Origin of the sequence: Vibrio fujianensis, assembly GCF_002749895.1 — a bacterium.
Lineage (GTDB): Bacteria > Pseudomonadota > Gammaproteobacteria > Enterobacterales > Vibrionaceae > Vibrio > Vibrio fujianensis.
Window position 1 is genome coordinate 42,668 of the sequence record NZ_NBUS01000039.1, and the last position, 16,660, is coordinate 59,327.

The window sequence follows — 16,660 nt, forward strand, 5'->3', positions numbered from 1 at the left end:
CAAGCCGACTACGCGATCCCAACAATCAAGACCAGCGCTAGCAAACGCGTCCTGATGCGCTTTAATGGTTTGACGAGCAGCTTCTGGTGACGTTGGTTGTACTTCATGCAGTTCTTCAGCTTCACCACCTGGTACAGGTACTTCTGTACCAACCACATAAGTAAGTGCATTAGCAGAACCAAAATGCTTCACTGCCGTTGCTTCTGCAATTTTCGCTAGGCGCGCTGCACGCTCAGCCACGATCTCATCCGTTAATGGCACGGGATCATCGGCGCATGACATCGAACAGTCTAAATGGATTTTCGTAAAGCCCGCAGCAACGTAAGTTTCTATAAGTACGTCTGCTTTTGCCATTGCTTCAGCTGCTGGCTCACCTTGCCAACGGTTAGGACCCAAATGGTCACCACCAAGGATTAAATTTTCAGCGTTAAAGCCATGTTCTTCTGCCAAGTTAAGAACGAAATCACGGAAGTCAGCAGGTAACATACCGGTGTAGCCGCCGAATTGATCAACTTGGTTTGACGTTGCTTCAATCAAAAGTGAAGATTGGTCTTTTTTCGCTTGCAGAATAGCCGCTTCAAGAACAAGAGGGTGAGCAGAACATACGGAATAAATTCCGTTTTCGTTACCAGCTTTATGCTGCTTTACGATGTTCAGAAGAGTTGTCATGTAATCACTCCAGAGTGGATCAATTTGGTATAAGTTTCACCCGATGTCTCTATGGAGTTCGAACACAAAAGAGGCGCACGTTAGAAGGTTTTAAATGATGACGTTTTCAAGTACATCACCCCCATCCAGACGTCACACTTGCACCAGCTTTAGATGAAAGGCCATAGCAACATCGAGTCCATTCGTTATGACTACAACGCAGAAAACATTATTCAAATAAAGAATATGTCCGACGCTGTAGTACCAGAATTACTGCGTCATCACCACTTAATAGAGCAACGCCCTGGTAAAAGTAAGATGGTGGACAGATACTTCAGAGGTGAAATCGAAAGGAGTAATTAATCCAGTGCGACGATCCTCATTGGTTATTCTGTAACAACAATAAAGAAACTTTCGTTGTGCTTCGTTATTTATAGTAAATAAAAAAACGAAAGCCATGCAACCGGAAAACACTTTTTTTTTGATGGCTTTCACAAATTCTTTCATTAGTTTTCGCTTTAAAAGCTAAAATCAATACAAAAGCAATAAGAAAAGCTATATAGAAGTTAGCAAAACAAAAAATTACGAAAGTAGATCTTCGTAACATTTTTTTCATTTTCTATAGTCTAATTTTAGACTTTTGTGATCTATCAATTCGACATTTAGCTTTCGAATATTTACGATATCGAGCAATAAGCGTTTAGAAAGCAAGTCGCTTGCAATTTAAAATGTTGACAAGAGGAAACCACCATGTCTTTTTCACGTCGTGACCTGTTGAAAGGGATTGCCGCTACAAGCGTTGTTGCCACAACGGCTGCTTGTTCTTCAATCACCTCCAAAGGTACCGCTCCTGCAATAAGTCAGGATAAAAATCAAAAAAATACGAAGAAGCCAAACCTACTGGTTATCTTCCCTGATGAATGCCGTACCCAGTCATTGGGCTACATGGGCATGGACAAACATACGAAAACACCAAACATTGACCGTATGGCTCGTGAAGGTGTCGTGCTTGATCAAACCATTTCAAACTTTCCGCTATGTACACCCGCTCGCGGCATGTTCATGACTGGTCAGTACCCTTACCGCAATGGCATTCACGGCAACTGCCATACGCCAGAAGAAGGTAACTTTGCAGGTTCTGATTTTGGCGTAGAGCTGAAAAAGAATGCAATTTGTTGGTCAGATGTACTGAAAAAGCAAGGCTACTCACTGGGTTATCTCGGTAAATGGCACTTAGATTGTCCAAAAGCGCCATTTGTGCCGTCTTATAATAACCCGCTTGATGGTCGTTACTGGAACGACTGGACACCGCCATCGCACCGTCATAATTTTGATTGGTGGTACTCGTACGGTACTTACGACCTGCACATGAATCCAATCTACTGGACCAATGACACACCACGTGAAGCACCGTTAAAGATCAACCAATGGTCGCCAGAACATGAAGCAGACATGGCGATCAAGTATCTACGTAACGAGGGTGGTCAATACCGTAATGAGGAAGACCCATTCGCACTAGTTGTATCTATGAACCCACCACATTCACCGTATGATCAAGTGCCAGAGAAATACCTAGAGCGTTTTAATGGTAAAACCTCACGCGAGATGAACGATCGTCCAAACGTAAACTGGGATAAAGAGTATCTAGAAGGTTATGGTCCAGACTTCTATAAAGAATACCTGGCAATGATTAATGGGGTTGACGAGCAGGTTGGTCGTATTGTTGATGAGCTTGATCGCCTTAACTTAGCCGAAGATACTTTGGTCGTATTCTTCTCAGATCACGGCTGTTGTCTTGGTGCGCACGGTCAACCAACGAAAAATGTAATTTACGAAGAGGCCGTTCGCATTCCGATGATTTTCCGTTGGAAAGGCAAACTGATGCCAATGCAGGATGACCTACTCTTCTCTGTTCCGGATCTATTCCCGACCATGTTAGGTCTGATGGGCTTAGACACCGAGATCCCAGATACGGTTGAAGGCACCAACTACGCAAAGACGATTCAGGGCGATAAAGGCGATGAACGCGCAACATCCCAGTTCTATGTGAAATCACCTTATGGTGCACCATCCTACGGAAATCGTGGTGTGCGCACTGATCGTTACACGCTGCAGGCCACGCGTAAGATTGGAAAACCGATTGAATACATGCTGTTCGATAATGTTGCCGATCCATACCAAACCACAAACATCGCAAAAGAGCGTCCAGAAATAGTTGAACAGCTGGTACAAACCGAACTTATGCACTGGCTTGAGCACACGGGTGACTCTTGGCGCCCAACAGAAGTCCCGGCTTCTGTATTAAACGCTTATACCTAATAAGTATTGCTATACCCAAGCCCCTTAAAGTGACTTGGTTTATAAAAAAAGCCAGCGCCGTGCTGGCTTTTCCTTCTACCCACCTCAGCAGTTAACGATTTTTACTTATTCTGATAACTCCATTTAAGGCCGTATGATGAAACAGAAACTCACTTTACTCGTTGCAGCCCTAAGTTTTTCACTACCTTCGTTTTCTTTTGATTTCGAGACCCCAGAACAGCTAATAAAAGCGCATGGTACACTGGTCCACAGTGATACTTTTGACAACAAGCTAGATAACTGGGTCGTAGAAATGAGCGAGGTATCACGCACTGAAATTAAAAACGGTGCCCTTGATATTGATGATGGCAACGGCACTACCGTGTGGTTCAAACACGATATTGACACCCCTTCAGTGATTGAATTTGATGGCATGGTCGTCGTGAATGGTGGTCCTAACGACCGAGGTACGGACCTGAACTGGTTCTGGATGGCACAAGATCCGCACTCAAACAGTTTTTTTGAAAAATCAGAGTGGCGCGCAGGCAACATGCGCAAATACGATCCAATGCGCCTCTACTACATCGGCTACGGTGCGAACGATAACTCAACCACTCGCTTTCGCCGTTATGCAGGCGACGGAAAACGTCCTCTTCTTCCTGAATACGATGTCTCAGCGAAAGAATTCATGAACGTGCCTAACGTGTATACCAATATCAAAATCATCAACTTAGATGACCGCATCTACGTATATGCTAATGATAAGCAACTGTATGAAATTACCGATGAAACACAATTTAAATCCGGTAAATTTGGTTTCCGTACCTGGAAAAGCCACCTGAAAATTGACAATTTCAAAGTGCACACATTGAACTAAATTCTCTCCCCGTAAAGCACTAGCGCATAGTCCATCAGTGGAATATGCGCTGTTACAATACCTTTGCTAACACACCTATTTCTTTAACAACGCCCTCCACAGCACGGCATAAATCAGGATTAACATCTCATTTTCGATTAATTCTTTTATATTTGCTTTTGTTTTCGTGCAATCAGTCACGAAAGAGCACGAAAGCCACTGGTAAGATTAATCCATGACTTCTTCCCTATTATTCCACCCCACACGATAAAGTGGACATTGGAGCTGGACTTTTTATGGCACGTAAACATCAACCGACCATTTGCGCACGAGCGGTGAAACTGACCTTAGGTGGCGCACTCTTATCTGGTGTATTGGCAGTCCCTGCTATTGCTAATGCCTCATTTTTAAGCCAAGCCTATAAAGAGGCAACCACAAACGATAAAGTCACCGTCTCATTGGTCAACTACTATAAATCGGCGCACCGTTGGGATAGCGACGTCAAATACTTTGATGAGAATGGTAAGTTCCAACAAGACAAGTTTGGCCACCACACACAAGCAGAGTGGACCCAATCTGTCGGTATGTTCTATAACTCAGGCAAAATAAAACTTGGTGAAAGCCCAGTAAAAATGAACCTCAACCTAGGCTACTCGCATTTATTTGAACTTGATAGCCAATACCCAGGTGGGATGAGTAACTGGCGCGGTGGACAAAAACTGCTTGCAAACAAAGACTGTGTCTGGACAGGTGGCGCAGCATTCAAAGGCCAATACAAATGTTACGACGTGGAAGGCTTCGGTAAAGTGCCAATGGCCAATGCCAAGTTTTACTGGAAAGACGGTAACCTTACTGTCGGTGACGGTTTCTTCAATACTGGCATGATCACTACCGCTAGCGTTGATGACGCAGTGCTTTCAAGCTACCGCGGGTTTATGGTTCGTCATAAATGGAATAATTTTCGTTTTGATGGTGCATTTGTAACTGGCTTTATGGATGGTCTTGGTGACAAAATGGGCAATCTTACCACCAATAGTAATTATTATGACCCTTATCCGAATTCTTACGATTATCTATATACAGGGCGTATCGATTATCGTGCAGGTCGTGACTGGGGTTATGTGTTCTCTTATGGTGAAGCACAAGATTACTTACGTCGCTTCCACACTAACGTCTGGATGAATCATATGATCACGCCAGAAACGAAATTACTTTTAAAAGCGCAATACTACGCCAACAAAGCGGCTGGTGATCTTTGGCAAAAAGACGTAGAGAGAGGAGTCGCTGGCTTTGATGACCACGCCTATCTGATTGCTTACCACGGGAAACTGGAGCGAGATGCATGGGGCTTTTGGTACGGCTACCACACAGTTGATGCACCAAAAGCAAACGGAAGAGGCAGTTTTTCTTACGGTTTTGGTGGCGCAAAAGGTTACTTAAGCCTTGAAACATCGCCAGGTTACTCCTCTTTCCGTAGTGACGGTGGTCAGGCTCACGTAGTCGGCATCTCCTATGACTTCCGTCATATTGGTTTGCCGAGTCTGAAACTGGCTTACCGTTATCACTGGGAAAGAAAGCCTGTGCAGCACCATACTACTTATGAAGTTGCGATGGGCCGCGGTGAAGAGCACGTGCTCGACCTATTCTACCGTCCACGTTCTGGTGCCATGAAAGGCTTTGAAGTACTATTCCGTAGCAGCTTCTTCCGCCCAGATCGCCTCTATGCAGGCTTAGGGGCAGACCGGTCATCAGACCGTGGCGATATCAATGCGATCAAAGCCATTGTCAGTTACTCATTCCAACTCTAAAACCACTCCTTAATTAAAATCCAAAGCCAATCTTGCGATTGGCTTTTTTTGTCTTCAAAAACCTGACATTTGTCATCATTTTCTTTCAAAGCGAAATAAAACACTTCGAAAATTGGCACAAATCACATTAATGAAAGATTTAGAAAGTTAATATCCCTCCTGATAACACATTACGTAAATGAACAAAGCAACCAGCACGCCATCCGCTGACTCGCAGTAGAACGGCATTGTTGTTCCACCGTAGGAAAAAACGCGATATGACATTCAAACAAAAGACCCTAGCTGTTGTCATTACAGCAACCTTGATCGGCTGTAATGCCGAAGACAACAAAGAACTTCCAATCAGTAACGACAATGTATACCCGCCTATTGCGACTGAAGTGGTCGCCCCTGCGCTTTATGTAGGCGAAACGGTAAAGGGTACATACAAATTTGTTGACCCGAACGCAACCCCACGTGCAGAAGAAGGCAGTGCCTACTCATGGCGTAATGCTGCAGATGAGACTGAAATCGTTGCTACACAAGTACTTCCTGTATACGCGTATCTTGAAGGACTCAACCTCAAATTCTGTGTGACACCAAAAGCACAAGGCGATATTAATACAGTGGGCACAGAAAACTGTAGCCTACCCAAAACTGTTAACGGTCCGCTGGGTGAAAAACCGGTTGCAACTAACGTGGCGATCACGCCAGCTTCTACGCCAACGGTTGGTGATACACTGACTGGCTCTTATGATTATACAGGAGAGACAGAAGGTACTTCTGCGTTTGCCTGGAAAACCAGCACTGACACTGTGGGCACTGAACAAACTATCACTCTTGGCAACACGCTAGAAGGTAAACAAGTTCAATTCTGTGTCACTCCTAAAACCGATAGCACGCCAGCCGTAGCCGGTGATGAAGTCTGTTCAGCGTTAACTGACGCGATTACAGCCAAAGCGGGTTCAGCACCAGTTGCATCTAATATCACGTTCTCTGCGGACGCCTTTGTTGGTGTAGAACTGACCGCCGACTACGCCTTTACTGATGCCGATGGTGACCTTGAAGGCTCCAGTACCTACAGCTGGAAATCAGGTGTAAACGAAGTCTCAACCACAAAAACCTATACCCCAGTAGAAGGTGACAAAGGCACTGCTCTCGAGTTTTGTGTTACTCCGGTCGCTAAAACAGGTACACCAACAAGTGGTACTGAAGTTTGTGCCACAACGACACCAGTAGCTGTTGTTTCAGAAGCGAAACCAACCGCAAGTAACGTAATTGCAGAAGTTGAGGCTCCTGCCACTGATACTGAAGTTGGTGCCACACTACGTGGTAACTACGACTATGCTCAAGCAGACGGTAGCCTCGAAGGTGCGTCTACCGCGGTCTGGAAAGTAGACAATATTGCCGGTGAAGTTTGTACGGATGCGCGCACCTGTGATTACACCATCACCCAAGCAGACTTAGGTAAAGCACTGGATTTCTGTGTCACACCACAAACTGCATTAAATACCGCAGGTGACGAAGTTTGTCTGACGTCTAAAGTGACGCCAAAAGGCATCAAAATCGAAGGTAAACTTGAGTACGACCAAGAGCTAATCGCAACCGTGTATGGCTATGCAGCTGACGCGACTCTTGGCGAGTGGAAGGTTGATACAAGTAACAAAAATGGCCCAGCCGGTGACCTAGCGCCAACCGTACAAAAGACGAGTAACACATACAAAATCGGTGCGCGTAACGGTCTTCTTACTGACTACGCTTGGTTTTCTGCACCAGAAGTCCTAGAAGCGCGTGATTTCATTGGTAAAACAGTGGAATACTGTGTAGATGTTAACGGCACAGAAAAATGTGTGAATGCTGCCAACAGTGCAAGCGTGACCGGCGGTCTTTACTACGATGCCACAGACGCAAGCAAACGTGGTATTGAGCCGATACGTGAGATTGTCAATGGTGCTCTTATTTACCACCGTCCACTCACTGTGGCCGAAACGCAACTGAAAGACAAAGTGGGCTTTGGCGCGAACCTATTAACGGCAGCAGCACCACAACCATTCAATGGCATTGAGTGGGCGATGTACAACCATAATCAAGTCAATGTCTATGAGGCATGTACTAACCTATACGCAGATAACACTTGGGCACTGCCAATTGGTAATACGGGCGGCTATTACGATGGAAACCATTACCCAGCAAACAATGCCCCAGACCCTTCTGGCGATTCAAGCATGTCAGTTCTCAACGCGAATCAAATAACATCTAATGAGGAAGATGATCGCTTTATATCTCCAGTATTTGGTTGGCCTACAGGAGCAAAAACACCTGTAGATATCAAAACACACTATATGAGTGCATCAATGAGAACCAATGCAGACAAATGGAACGGTACTTACTGGTCACTACGTATGTATGCCTCTGTAAACAGTAGTTCCGCAAACCTTACACCAGATACGAATATGTTTGTGTCTTGTGTTACTGCTCCTGTTATTCCTTAGTCAAATAAGGTCCTCTCATACACAAAAACTCCACCTTGTAGGTGGAGTTTTTTATTGCACGATTTTATCTTTTTTAACTCCATTAGCATGTAAATTAAAGAAACATTGATTCAATGCTATTACCTGATATTCAGTGCAATTATCACACTTTTTATATGGGAAAAATTCATTCCCTTGAAGGACTCACCTTATCGGTAGGAAAATTGTCTCATCAGATCTAATGAGTGGGAAAACATGACCAAGCAAGACTTTATCGATAGTGTAAATGAGATTGGCGCACTGACGCCAAGCGAAAAACTCATCGTCAATTACTGCCTCAAAAACTTCCCAATGCTCCCGTTCGCCAAGATGGATGAACTGTGTAAAAACATCGGCGTAGGTAAAGCCACATTAGGACGCTTTCTTAATCGCCTTGGTTTTACTGGCTTTATCCAGTTTAAAAAAATTGTCTCACAAGATTTGGTGCAGGAGCTGACGACACCGATTGAACGCTGCTACAGCGCCGATTCCACACACCCAAAGCAAGGTTTAGTCAATCAACACTTTGAAGAAGTGATGACCAATATGGAGGAAACGTATAACACCCTCTATCTGCCCGATGTTGAGCGCGCCGTCGAATACCTGCTCACCCCAAAAGGCAAGCTTTACATTATGGGCAGCGCCTCGGCTGAAGCCTTGTCTAACTATTTTTATCTGCTTGCTCGGTATCTGCGCAAAGATGTGGTGTTACTCAAAGCCGATGCTTCCACCCTGCCTCACCAATTGGTCGATGTGGATAAAAACGACACCTTACTTGCGATCTCTTATCACCGTTTTTCCAGTATTACCGTGCGCTGTGTACGTTGGTTTCATCAACATGGCGGCAAAATTATTGTTCTCACTGACCAACAAGTGAACCCTTTCTTTTCCTATTCAGATGTTCAATTCTGCGTCGCGAGCCATAGCGATGGTATTTTTAACAATCGCACAGCTGGCTTTTCTTTAATTGAACTTCTGATCAAAGGCATGTCTGTCAATACAGATAAAGATCAACGCTTTAGCAGAATAGAGAACACGTTCAACGAATTCGAAATATTCAATAACAAGTAAATTTTATTCCGAAATAAACTCAAGCACAGGATTCAGAGTGTTGCCCCTTTGTCGGATAAGGCACCCACACTGAAGCAAGCGCCTTGAGGCGACTTCGGTATACATCGACCGTTTATTACTTAAGAGGTGTAATACGATGACCTACCTAGCCTTACCGATTATATTTTTTGTCGGATACTTTATCGTTAAGAAATATAACACCCAAGCTGTGCTCTTACTGGCTGGCTTGTTAATGATTGCTTTAGGTGTTCTTAGTGGACACGAAGACTTTATGCCCAAAGGAGGCAAGCCGACGGGCGCGGTGATTGTCGATTTTTTTGAAGTGATTAAAGTTATTGCCTCCTCTACTTTGGCAAAACTGGGCTTAATCATCATGGCGGTCGGTGGTTTCTCTAAATACATGAGTCACATCGGCGCGGCCAATGCGATGGTTCAGATTGCGACCAAACCGCTTTCGCACATCAAAAACCCATACCTTGTCTTGGCAATGGCATACATTATTGGTCAGCTGATCAATATCTTTATCCCAAGCGCGACTGGTTTGGCATTGCTCCTTTTGGTAGCGATGTACCCGGTGCTTGTTGGTGTGGGCTGTAACCCAGCAGCGGCCGCAGCAGTGGTTGCCACAACGGGCTGTTTGGACTTAGGGCCAGCCTCTTCAGCAGCGAACAAAGCAGCAGAGGTCTCCGGCATTGATGTTGCCACTTACTTTGTGAGCTACCAGATGGTGGTTGCTGGCGCGGCGATGATCGTGATTGCGATTCTGCACTTTGTCTGTCAGCGTTACTTCGATAAAAAAGACGCAGAAAATGGCGTAGAACGCGAATTTAATCTAGAAGAAAAAGAGCAGCGTCAGGTACCAAAATGGTTCGCGATTCTGCCTGTGCTGCCATTATTGCTCCTACTGACATTCAGTAAATTTGCCATCACCAGTATTCGTATGGATGTGGTCACAGCGATGTTTATTTCCCTCTTTGTTGCCATGGCCTGTGATTACATTGTCGAACGCGACGGTAAGGCGGTGGCAGCGTCTTTAAAAGTCTACCTAGACGGGATGGGCGGCGTGTTTGCCAGCGTGGTGAGCTTGATCATCGCGGCACAAGTGTTTGTAAATGGTCTGAAATCTATCGGCTTCATTGATTTGCTGCTTAACTCTGCCTCTAGCTTTGGTTTTGGTTACCTCGCGATGGTTCTGGTTCTTGTGGGCATTATTTTGTTGGTCACGCTGCTATCAGGCTCGGGTAACGCGTCTTTCTTCAGCTTCTCGAACCTGGCGCCGGATGTGGCCACTCAGGTGGGTGCACCGATTGCGGCCGTTGCCATGCCAATGCAGCTCGCTTCTGGCCTGATGCGTTCCGCCTCTCCGGTGGCTGGCGTGATCATCGCTTGTTCTGCGGTCGCGAATGTCTCTCCAATTGATTTGGCGAAACGTACTGTGATCCCAATGCTTGGTGGTCTGGCGACGGTGCTTATCGTCTCTCAGATACTCATTTAATGGGAGGATGTATGAATATTATTGATCGCTTTATCAGCTATACCGAAATTAACACTACCACCAATCGTGCTAACGGGGCGGCGGGTATCATGCCCTCCTCTCCGGGTCAGATGGTGTTAGCGAAAAAATTGGCCGATGAACTCATTGGCCTCGGAATGCAAGAGGTGCAGGTTGCAGAAACCGCGATCGTCACCGCGACGCTGCCCGCCAATATCGATACTGACGCGCCTGTGGTCTCTTTCTTTGCTCACCTTGATACCAGTGCTGAGCAAAGCGCCGACACGAAAGCACAGATTAAGCGTCACGACAGCGACGCGATTTGTCTTAATACGGAGCTTGGCATCTACCTCAGTGAAAAAGAGTTCCCAGAACTGGCGGACTACCGTGGTGAGGAGATTCTTGTCACCGATGGTACCAGCCTGTTAGGCGCAGACGACAAAGCGGCGATTGCTGCCATCATGGATGCGCTGCAACATTTTCAGGCTCACCCAGAAGAGAAGCATGACACGGTCAAAGTCGCCTTTGTTCCGGATGAAGAGCAAGGTTTACGCGGTGCAAAAGCCTTCGATGTCGAGGCGTTCGGTGCGGACTTTGGTTTTACCCTGGACTGCTGTGGCATTGGTGAGTTTGTGTGTGAAAACTGGAACGCGGGCAACGCAGTGGTGACCTTTACCGGACAATCGGCGCACCCGATGTCAGCCAAAGGCAAACTGAAAAACTCACTCCTGATGGCGCACAAGTTTATCGCCATGTTACCTCCGGGCGAAGCGCCTGAATACACCGAAGGGCGTGAAGGTTACTACTGGGTAAAAGAGCTGAAAGGCAACAGTGCGAAAACCGTGCTCAACCTCGACATTCGTGACTTCTCTTTTGAAGGCTACAAAAAACGCATGGCGTTCTTGCAGCAGCTGGCTGATAGCTGCAACGATTTGTGGGGCGGTGTTGAGATTGACTTAAGTAATCGCTACGAAAATGTGGCCAATAGCCTGCAAGGTGACACGGCTTATGTCGTGGATATCGCCAAGCAAGCGTACGCCAATAATCACATCGAGATGAAACAAATACCAATGCGTGGCGGCTATGATGGTGCGGTGTTGTCTCAAAACGGACTGCCTTGCCCTAACCTGTTCACCGGCGCTCATAACTTCCACTCCATTTATGAGTACCTGCCGGTGAAATCGCTGCGCGCCGCAAGCAAAGTGGTGCAAGAGATCATTCGACTCACGAGTGAAAAATCGATAAATCGTAATTAGCGGAGAAACGCCATGAATGTATTGTTGTTTAGTAATGGCAAAGTGGCTGGCAATACCTCATTACTTGAGTTTGGTATTGATTGGGTTGAAGAAGCTATCAACCGCACAGGTGCAAAAAAATTGCTTTTTATCCCGTTCGCGATGATCCGCGGCGACTATGATGAGCGATTGGCGCAATTGAACAGCGTCGTGGCACCGTTTGGTGCTAGCGTCACCGGACTCCATCAAGCCGACGATCCGGTTGAAGCGGTCAAAGCCGCTGATGGGTTTATTGTCAGTGGCGGTAACACCTGGGTATTGAACAAGATGTTGCACGACCAAGGTCTGATTGGCCCACTACGACAGGCGATCTTGAAGCAAGATAAGCTTTACATTGGCTGGAGCGCGGGCACAAACATTGCGTGCCCAACCATTCGCACCACCAATGATATGCCGATTGTATCGGCGGCAATCTTACCTGCACTCAATCTAGTGCCATTCCAGATTAACCCGCACTATATTGAAGCCAACATTTCTGGGCACATGGGGGAAACTCGCGATGAACGTATTGAAGAGTTTTTGATCCAGAACCCACATGAGATCGTGGTCGGCATTCCCGAAGGGACGATGCTGAAAGTAGAAGGTCAACAGCTGGCCTACCACAGCGCCACAGGTGCACCGCTCAAGCTGTTCCGACATAAACAAGAGGCGCAATACTTTAGTGCCGAGGACAATATCCAGGCGTTAATGCAGCAAGGTATTTAGTCTCTTTCATTGAGCTAACGTATAAAAAACGGTGATAAAGAATTATCACCGTTTTTTTATCCCATCACTCTATGTACTGTAATGAAAGCGCAACTGGTCGATGAGTATGGCGTCTTCATGGTATATATACAACCCCACACTCATCGTTAATTCTTCTTGACCAATAACCAGACAAACCGTGCTTGAGTGGTTCTGGCTTGCCTATCCCGTCGTAGGGTTCTCGTTGTATGCCTTTAATCAGCGTATTAATTCGCTTCAGGATCTTTTTATCGGCTTTCTGCCAGTAAAGATAATCTTCTCAAGCATTGGTCGAGAAAATTAACCTCATTCGAGCAGTTCTCTCTCTTGCCCTTTTCCTGACTCGAGTTCGACTATCGACTCTAGCAATCGACGAGCATTGGCTGGCGCACATAAAAGGTACGTGGTTTCTTGCATCGCTTCATAATCTTCAAGTGACACCACCACCACAGGCGCTTCACTTTTACGTGTAATAATAACTGGCGCGTGATCATTACAGACGTTTTCCATTGTACTCGCTAGGTTCGATCTCGCCGCGATATAACTGATGGCATCCATTTTCAACGCCAAAACGTGCATGTACAGGTTTAAGTACAGAGCATGGAAGTACATCGTCAATGCTTCAAGCGATAGATACGCCTTCCATCGTCACTCGATAGCGCCCCGTCTAAAAGTAGCGGGGTTGGACTAACTTTAAAAATCGAACATGGCTTTTCCTGGCACATACTAGCCTTACATGCAGCGCTCAAATAGCAGGTAAAACAAAGCCGCTCACGAGGAGCGGCTTGATCAACTTAAATATACGTTCGATCTTTATGCTTTTTTCAGAGTGACCTGAATTGGCAGACCATCTTTACACATAAAGGATACGGTCGTTTTGCTGCCTTTCACGTCCGCTTTCACGTTGCTGTGTTCACCCGTGAGTTCCCATGCGCCGTGCAGTGTCACCATTACTGGAGCGTAATCACTGAGCGTATTTTTTTCCATGTTGAGGTCTGGGTTTGCCACGCTTAGTTTCAGCTTGTCTTCACCTTCTGGTTGAGTCATCACTAAAGATGATGTACTCACGGCGCGAACATATTTATCCGTGATACGTGCAAAGCTAAATACAGAGTAACCCGTTGCACCCGTGGCTTTATCACGAACAACGTGAACGTTGCTGTTCTTTTGCACCACTTCGTACACATCGCCCGCTTTCACCGCGTCTGCAACCTGTGCCATTTTCGCTGGTGTAGCATCAAGAATAACGATGTATTCATATTCAGCGTTATCTGGTTTCACACCGTGGTTAATCCAAGCCGATTGGAAGTTACCGAAAGTTGGCTGTTTTTTCTGGTTATCGCGTGATTCTTGCGCCTGGCGACGAACTTGGATTTCGGCACCTTTTACGATGTAGTAACCGTTACCCATGCCATCGATCAACCAATCACCTTCTGTTAGCGTTGCTTCGTATGGGAACTGAGTGATCTTCTCACCATTCACATTCAAAGAGTCTGTTAGCTGAGTGATGCCATGTTGGAAGAGTGTCGTTTCTGTCGGATACTCGCTGTTATTGTTGCGGATATCATTACCCGTCAGTACCAGACGGTTGTCGAAACTGAACACCGCTTTCTTCGCCGTGAAAGCAGGATCAATTACTGGTGCGTAACGAGTTGGGTTTTGCAGGATGAAACCAAACGTACCGTACTTACCATCTAAGCTGGTTGCACCGTTAAACTTAACGTCGTTTACTAGCATTGTCGTATGTGGGTTTGGCGCATCAAGCAGCTCCCACGGTAGATGGATCGTGGTACCACCCGGTGGACGGTTCCAATCCCATCCGTTTTGATCGTAACCGTAATCTGACTCTTCACCAAATTTGTGAATTTGCACTGTACCGTGTGATTGGTAGCGACCGTAGCGGTTAGCAGGGCCACCGCCGCCGTAGATCTCTGATGACCACACGTATTTGTTCCAACCTTTCATGGTCGCCATCTTGTCGGAAAAACGATGGATACCCATCGCTGCGTAGTTAAACGCCGTAAAGCCTTGTGGGTGAGATTCTGGTGTGACCTTAGTTTTAAAAATCTTAGTGCCATCTTTTTCGGAAAGCTGCTCGATACGGAGATAAGCGCTGGCTAGCTCTTTATCTACTTGATTCGACTCTACGCCCGCTAAAGCTAGGTAGCGCATACCTGTCGCCACTTTATCAACACTGGTTTTAAAGAATGGACGACGACCAATCACACCCAGACCTGGGTTATTATTACTGTAAGTACGTGCCGCCAGCATCGTTTTTTTCAATACTTGACGCGCCTCAGTAGACAACTCGAATAGAGTGCCGCGCAGTAAGTACGCAAGATGTCCACTCGCAGAAAGTGCCGCAAATGAGTAACCTGGGTAGTTACCTTTATGACGCCAAGCGGTGCCATCTGGACGGAAACCATCTTCATAGCCCACTGGCACCTGCGTCAGGTTAGCAGACATAAAGTCACTAAACTTATTCATTAACGCAACACGCTCATTCTGATCAGGCACAGTCAGCGTCATAGAAAGTTGAGCAAGCAAGAGTGTGTTCAAATAGTCCATATCCAGGGACTTTTTGTTGACAAACATACCAAAGCCACGCTCATTAAATTCACGCGAGTACCACAACAAAGCGTCATGCACTGGTTTCATTAGATTGGCTTTGATCAGCTCATCTTCCATCAATAGGATGGATTCGTACCAATCGCGCGATGCGTAACCCCAGTGGTGGGTGGCAATTAGGCCAGAGCCTTTTTGAAAACCTTGATCCAATAGGTGCTTAGACATCAGAATGTATTTGTTAGCCAGGTCTTGGCGAACAGCAGCGTCATTACTCACTAAATAAGTACGAGCGATTTTACTCATCAACTCAGAGAATGGGCGCAGGTAGTAGTAACCATCAACCAACGCTTTGTCATAAGCGTTCATGTGTTTTACTTGGTAAATCACATTTTGTTTTTTGGTGATGATATGAGGGCCATTAATCACACCATCAGCATGTTGAGTTAAGCCGATGTTCGCGAATTCTTTATCGATATCACGCAGTACTTTGGCGCTCGCTTTACTCTCTTTAATGTAGTAATTAATCAGGTCATTTTTGATACGCGTAACGCCAACGATTTCTTCTGCACTTGCTTGCGGTAGCTCTTTTGGCAGTTTGAAATCGATTTCTGGTACGTCAATCGCGGTCATAACCGTGTAGTCTGACCATTGGTAGCGGGCATCATCAATACTGACCATAACGCGGTCAATGTAAAGTTGACCAGGTTTATCTGTTTTCGGTGTGATGCTTAAGCCATCCATTACCGACGATGGCATACCATTCATATCACGCTCAACGGCAAAGCCGATTGCTCGCCAACCTGTAAAGTTAAGTTTCGCTTTTGCTGTGCTTGAGCCGAGTTTGAATTCTAGCTCACCATCATTTGCTTCTTCGTTATAAACCCAAGTAGAGAGGACGGTGTAACCCCAACGACCCCACTCTTTTCGAATGGTTTTTATTGGGTAGAAATTAAAGCTTTGATCGATAACAAGCGGTGCGTTTGGTTCATATTTCCAGATCAGAGATTGTGAACCGTTCAAAAAACGTTTTTTAGTGACATCAACAGAACCTTCACCATCGATCGACACATAATCAGGCACAGACGCTTCTTCGAATGAGAGCATCTTCGGCGTCATCATATTCACTTGTTGTTCAACTACTGGCGCGGTCTCTTTTTCTGTCGATTTAGCAGCGTCAGCCCATACGTTACCTGACAATACGATTGAAATCGCGGCAGCTAACACGGTACGACTTGAAATACTCATGTCTATTCCTTCTAGAGGACGCGGGGGCAACCCCGCGACGCATTATTTAATTTTATTCAGTGTTATTTGGATCGGGTTGGCTTCGACTGTGGTGAAGTTAACCACGGTTGTGTCTTTAACACGTGTTAATGAAACCGTTGTTGGTAAGCTATCGGCTTTCCCATGAC

11 protein-coding genes and 1 pseudogene are annotated in these 16,660 nt (G+C 45.9%); 8 read left to right on the forward strand and 4 right to left on the reverse strand.

All coding sequences use genetic code 11. From position 1 onward, the window contains the following. On the reverse strand, window positions 1–669 hold a 669-nt coding region (locus B7C60_RS17910), incomplete at its 3' end, for a class II D-tagatose-bisphosphate aldolase non-catalytic subunit (RefSeq protein WP_245868584.1). Window positions 670–1,398: 729 nt separating this feature from the next. On the opposite strand from B7C60_RS17910, the gene B7C60_RS05065 reads away from it, so the two are divergent. From B7C60_RS05065 to pepE, 8 genes are all read left to right on the forward strand, one after another. After that, the gene (locus tag B7C60_RS05065) at window positions 1,399–2,967 is read left to right on the forward strand and encodes a sulfatase-like hydrolase/transferase (protein ID WP_099610719.1); all 1,569 of its coding nucleotides are present in this window, start codon (window positions 1,399–1,401) and stop codon (window positions 2,965–2,967) included. 136 nt (window positions 2,968–3,103) lie between these two features. Then, window positions 3,104–3,823, forward strand: a complete 720-nt coding sequence (locus B7C60_RS05070) for a DUF6250 domain-containing protein (RefSeq protein ID WP_099610720.1) — start codon at window positions 3,104–3,106, stop codon at window positions 3,821–3,823. Window positions 3,824–4,098: 275 nt separating this feature from the next. Then, window positions 4,099–5,610 carry an OprD family outer membrane porin gene (locus tag B7C60_RS05075; RefSeq protein ID WP_099610721.1) on the forward strand — a complete coding sequence of 504 codons (1,512 nt, stop codon included), beginning with the start codon at window positions 4,099–4,101 and terminating at the stop codon, window positions 5,608–5,610. A 257-nt stretch (window positions 5,611–5,867) separates the two neighbouring features. Then, window positions 5,868–8,081, forward strand: a complete 2,214-nt coding sequence (locus B7C60_RS05080) for a hypothetical protein (protein ID WP_099610722.1) — start codon at window positions 5,868–5,870, stop codon at window positions 8,079–8,081. Window positions 8,082–8,315: 234 nt separating this feature from the next. After that, on the forward strand, window positions 8,316–9,170 hold the full coding sequence (locus B7C60_RS05085; RefSeq protein ID WP_099610723.1) for a MurR/RpiR family transcriptional regulator: 855 nt from the start codon (window positions 8,316–8,318) through the stop codon (window positions 9,168–9,170). 136 nt (window positions 9,171–9,306) lie between these two features. After that, window positions 9,307–10,665, forward strand: coding sequence for a C4-dicarboxylate transporter DcuC (dcuC, locus tag B7C60_RS05090; RefSeq protein WP_099610724.1), 1,359 nt, complete (start codon window positions 9,307–9,309; stop codon window positions 10,663–10,665). A gap of 11 nt (window positions 10,666–10,676) precedes the next feature. Then, complete coding sequence (pepT, locus tag B7C60_RS05095; protein WP_099610725.1) at window positions 10,677–11,918, forward strand: peptidase T; 1,242 nt, start codon at window positions 10,677–10,679, stop codon at window positions 11,916–11,918. A 12-nt stretch (window positions 11,919–11,930) separates the two neighbouring features. After that, window positions 11,931–12,662: a dipeptidase PepE gene (pepE, locus tag B7C60_RS05100; protein ID WP_099610726.1), complete on the forward strand. Its 732-nt coding sequence runs from the start codon at window positions 11,931–11,933 to the stop codon at window positions 12,660–12,662. 69 nt (window positions 12,663–12,731) lie between these two features. On the opposite strand, the pseudogene B7C60_RS05105 reads toward pepE, so the two are convergent. The 3 genes and pseudogenes from B7C60_RS05105 to B7C60_RS05115 all read right to left on the reverse strand — a co-directional run bounded on the left by B7C60_RS05105 (window position 12,732) and on the right by B7C60_RS05115 (window position 16,493). Then, window positions 12,732–12,924: pseudogene (locus B7C60_RS05105) on the reverse strand (Txe/YoeB family addiction module toxin). A gap of 62 nt (window positions 12,925–12,986) precedes the next feature. After that, window positions 12,987–13,238 (reverse strand): type II toxin-antitoxin system Phd/YefM family antitoxin, encoded by a 252-nt coding sequence (locus tag B7C60_RS05110; RefSeq protein WP_099610727.1) that lies wholly within the window; start codon window positions 13,236–13,238, stop codon window positions 12,987–12,989. Between the two features lie 255 nt (window positions 13,239–13,493). Then, entirely contained in the window at window positions 13,494–16,493 is a 3,000-nt protein-coding gene (locus B7C60_RS05115; protein ID WP_099610728.1) for a chondroitinase family polysaccharide lyase, read from the reverse strand. Window positions 16,494–16,660: the final 167 nt, after the last annotated feature.